The organism is Photobacterium sanguinicancri, from assembly GCF_002265265.1.
GTDB classification, from domain to species: domain Bacteria; phylum Pseudomonadota; class Gammaproteobacteria; order Enterobacterales; family Vibrionaceae; genus Photobacterium; species Photobacterium sanguinicancri.
Map to the genome: position 1 here is coordinate 1 of NZ_NOIF01000288.1, position 3749 is coordinate 3749.

The window sequence follows — 3749 nt, forward strand, 5'->3', positions numbered from 1 at the left end:
ATAAAGTGTTCAAAAATGTTTTCACTTTTAATTAACTGATTTAATTCTTTGTTAATCAGAACAGTTCCATCTTGCTGATAAACATCAAAGATAGCTTGGTATTGTTTTACTTGATTACGATATTCCGAGTAATCATTTAGTTGTGCTGGTATAACAATAGCTTGGGTCGACCACCATTTTTGAGCTGTTACAGCATAAAGTACTGCAGCTACAATGAAAATTGCGGTAATAGAAATGATTTTTATTTTCGCTCCCCATAAAATGTTAAAAAGGTCAAATTGTTCAGCGCTATCTTGCTGATTGTTTGGGCGAACTTCTAAGTGTTCGTCAGTGATCATTTCTTTTTTTTGTATTGACACGATAAAACTTCCATGGGTTAACGATGATGCTCTGAGATCAGCATTTGCTTTTTGAGCTATAACTAAACACATTTTATCTAAATTGAAAGTTCAAAGCTATCAAAGAATATTGTTGAAGTCTTGCCTAAAGTGAGAAGTGCAGGTCGATTTGGTAATAGTCAAATACTCTATTTTTCCTGCTTTACCACCCATTAATATGGACTGTAATGCTTAGTAGCACTAATCTACCGCTCTTAAGCGAGCATTATTACTATCAATACCTTTATTGTTTCGACTGATTTATGTAAGATCTGGCTCCTAAAAACTAACATTAGCCTCTGTTTGAATGGTCAAATTGTTGTCACGGCAAGTATGTTACAGCGGGTTGAGAGCTTTACTCAAGGGCGGTAGCTTGGCTGATCCCTTAGTGGCATTTAGTGGGAATTTTAGGTAACTCATAGTAATACATGCACTTTTATATTTAGGTGTTTTATTTTGCACGCTTTTTTGTAGTGTTTCATCCATTCGTAAATGGGCAGTGCACTTTTCGCTAATAATCGGCGATGACTTTACATTTAGATATATTAGTCATAGTTCGTAATTTGAAACACAGTTTGGAAGGTCAATGAAAACTAGACGTATATTAAGCGTTTTCGGAACGCGTCCTGAAGCTATAAAAATGGCGCCTCTTGTACATGCTTTAGCAGAAGACGGGCGATTTGAGTCGCGTGTTTGTGTTACTGCCCAACATCGTGAAATGTTAGATCAGGTACTGGAGCTATTCGAAATTAAAGCTGATTACGATCTTGATGTGATGGCACAAGGTCAAACGCTCAATGAAGTTACGAGCAAAATTCTCCTTGGGCTTAAACCTGTGCTTACTGACTTTAAGCCAGATGTTGTGCTTGTTCATGGTGACACTGCAACGACATTTTCAGCAAGTTTAGCATCATATTATGAACAAATAGCGGTTGGACATGTAGAGGCAGGGTTACGAACAGGTAATATTTACTCACCTTGGCCTGAAGAAGCAAATCGTCGTTTAACTGGGACTCTAACTAAATATCACTTTGCACCGACTCTTACATCTAAAGAGAATTTGTTAAAAGAAAACTTTGCTTCAGAGGACATCACTGTAACGGGTAATACTGTTATTGATGCACTTTTGATGGTGAAAGATAAAATTGAACAAGACGCTAAGTTAAAAGAAAAACTGTCTAGTACTTTTCCTTTTTTGGATAAGGAAAAAAAGTTAATTCTTGTTACTGGTCATCGACGTGAAAGCTTCGGAGACGGATTTGAAAGGATTTGTCAAGCTCTTGCTCAGGTTGCAAAATTACACCCTGATGTTCAAATTTTGTACCCAATGCATTTGAATCCCAACGTGCGTGAACCAGTCGAAAGAATTTTAAGTGGTTTTGATAATATCTATCTCATAGAGCCTCAACAGTATCTGCCATTTATTTACTTAATGGGTGAATCAAAGATTATTTTGACCGATTCTGGTGGTATTCAAGAAGAAGCGCCGTCATTAGGAAAACCTGTGTTGGTTATGCGTGATACCACAGAACGACCTGAGGCCGTTGAAGCCGGTACTGTAAAATTGGTTGGCACCGAAATTGATAGAATCGTCTCTGAAATAGACGTGCTATTAACTAACGACGATGCCTATCAAGCCATGAGCTTTTCTCACAACCCTTATGGTGACGGAGAAGCCTGCAAAAGAATTTTAGATGAATTAGCAAAATAATTTTAAATTAGGTCATGATTATGTCATTTGAAACAATTTCTGTTATTGGGCTAGGCTATATTGGTCTACCTACTGCAGCTATGTTTGCCTCGCGCAAAATAAATGTAATTGGTGTTGATGTAAATCAGCATGCTGTTGATACAATCAATCGTGGTGAGATTCATATTGTCGAACCAGATTTAGATATGATTGTTAGTGCCGCTGTATCTGAAGGCTATTTAAAAGCTGTTCTAAGCCCAGAGCCTGCAGATGCATTTTTGATTGCAGTTCCAACGCCATTTCTGCCATCTAAAGAAGGCGAAGTGCCTAAGCCTGATTTATGCTATATAGAAGCGGCTTGTAAAGCAATTGCTCCTGTACTTAAAAAAGGTGATTTGGTTATTTTAGAATCTACATCTCCTGTTGGTGCTACAGAGCAGATGGCTAAATGGCTTGCTGATATTCGAACGGATCTAGTTTTCCCTCAGGATGCTGAAAATAAATCAGACGTGAACATTGCTCATTGCCCTGAACGAGTTCTTCCTGGGCATGTAGTTCGAGAGTTAGTAGAAAATGATCGTGTTATAGGTGGTATGACGGCTAAATGTTCTGAGCGTTCTGTCGAATTGTATAAGACTTTTGTAAAAGGCTCTTGTGTTATTACCAATGCACGCACTGCGGAAATGGCAAAACTAACTGAAAATAGTTGCCGTGATGTTCAAATTGCTTTTGCTAATGAATTATCAATAATTTGCGATCAATTAGATATCGATGTTTGGGAGCTGATTTCGCTAGCAAATCGTCATCCAAGAATTAATATTCTACAACCAGGCCCAGGTGTTGGTGGACATTGTATTGCTGTTGATCCATGGTTCATTGTTTCTAAGACACCAGAACTTGCTAAATTGATTCATACTGCTCGAAATGTAAATGATAATAAGCCTGATTGGGTTATTGATAAGGTAAAAATTGCAATTGCAGATTATCTACAAGAATATCCTTCTAAATCAGCGAAAGATGTTACTATTGCCTGCTATGGTCTAGCGTTTAAACCGGATATTGATGACTTACGCGAAAGCCCAGCTCTATCTATTTGTAAAAAAATTGCTATTACTCATCCAGGCAGAGTAATAGCTGTTGAACCGAATATTAAATCATTAAGCAGTGATGTTGAAAATGTGGTTCTTTTCGAATTTGAAAAGGCAGAAACTGATGCTGATATTCACGTACTCTTAGTTGATCATAAAGAGTTTAAAGTGTCTTCTAAACCTAGAGGTATAGTCATCGATACCAAAGGTATTTGGTAAGGTGCAATAAAAAGCCTTCATTAGTGGAGGCTTTTTTATCTACATTAATTACTGCTGTTAAATTTAACTATGAACATTTCTCGACAATCTTACTACAATATACTTGCTTGTTTTTTACTGGTAGGCCTCTTTTTTTTAGGGCGTAAATCTTTTGATATAGTATTGCCACCATTCTCATTCTTTGATACTTCGAATATTACATTGTCATTAGTATCTTCTTTTTTTCTTCTACTAATAATTGGGGTTGAAAATAAGAGAGCCCAGCATGAAAAGGTAGGTGTTTTCTATCTATCATTAGTGCTAATTTTTCTTTGTTATAGTGCTTCAAGTTTTATTTGGACCGCTGGGAATGTATATTCAGAAGAGAAAACATAT

At 36.9% G+C, this 3749-nt stretch carries 4 protein-coding genes; 3 read left to right on the forward strand and 1 reads right to left on the reverse strand.

Annotation, left to right across the window (positions count from 1 at the left end; genetic code table 11):
• Window positions 1-359 (reverse strand): Wzz/FepE/Etk N-terminal domain-containing protein (locus tag ASV53_RS23190; protein WP_239928900.1); only part of this gene is annotated, 359 nt, incomplete at its 3' end.
• A gap of 604 nt (window positions 360-963) precedes the next feature.
• On the opposite strand from ASV53_RS23190, the gene wecB reads away from it, so the two are divergent.
• From wecB to ASV53_RS25860, 3 genes are all read left to right on the forward strand, one after another.
• On the forward strand, window positions 964-2088 hold the full coding sequence (gene wecB, locus ASV53_RS23195; RefSeq protein WP_094958876.1) for a non-hydrolyzing UDP-N-acetylglucosamine 2-epimerase: 1125 nt from the start codon (window positions 964-966) through the stop codon (window positions 2086-2088).
• A gap of 20 nt (window positions 2089-2108) precedes the next feature.
• Window positions 2109-3374: a UDP-N-acetyl-D-mannosamine dehydrogenase gene (gene wecC, locus ASV53_RS23200; RefSeq protein WP_094958877.1), complete on the forward strand. Its 1266-nt coding sequence runs from the start codon at window positions 2109-2111 to the stop codon at window positions 3372-3374.
• A gap of 69 nt (window positions 3375-3443) precedes the next feature.
• On the forward strand, window positions 3444-3749 hold a 306-nt coding region (locus ASV53_RS25860), incomplete at its 3' end, for a hypothetical protein (protein WP_205049228.1).

Excerpts from the sequence above, each read along its gene's own strand:
- wecB (WP_094958876.1), top strand. The coding sequence starts at position 964 with ATGAAAACTAGACGTATATTAAGCGTTTTCGGAACGCGTCCTGAAGCT.
- wecC (WP_094958877.1), top strand. The coding sequence starts at position 2,109 with ATGTCATTTGAAACAATTTCTGTTATTGGGCTAGGCTATATTGGTCTA.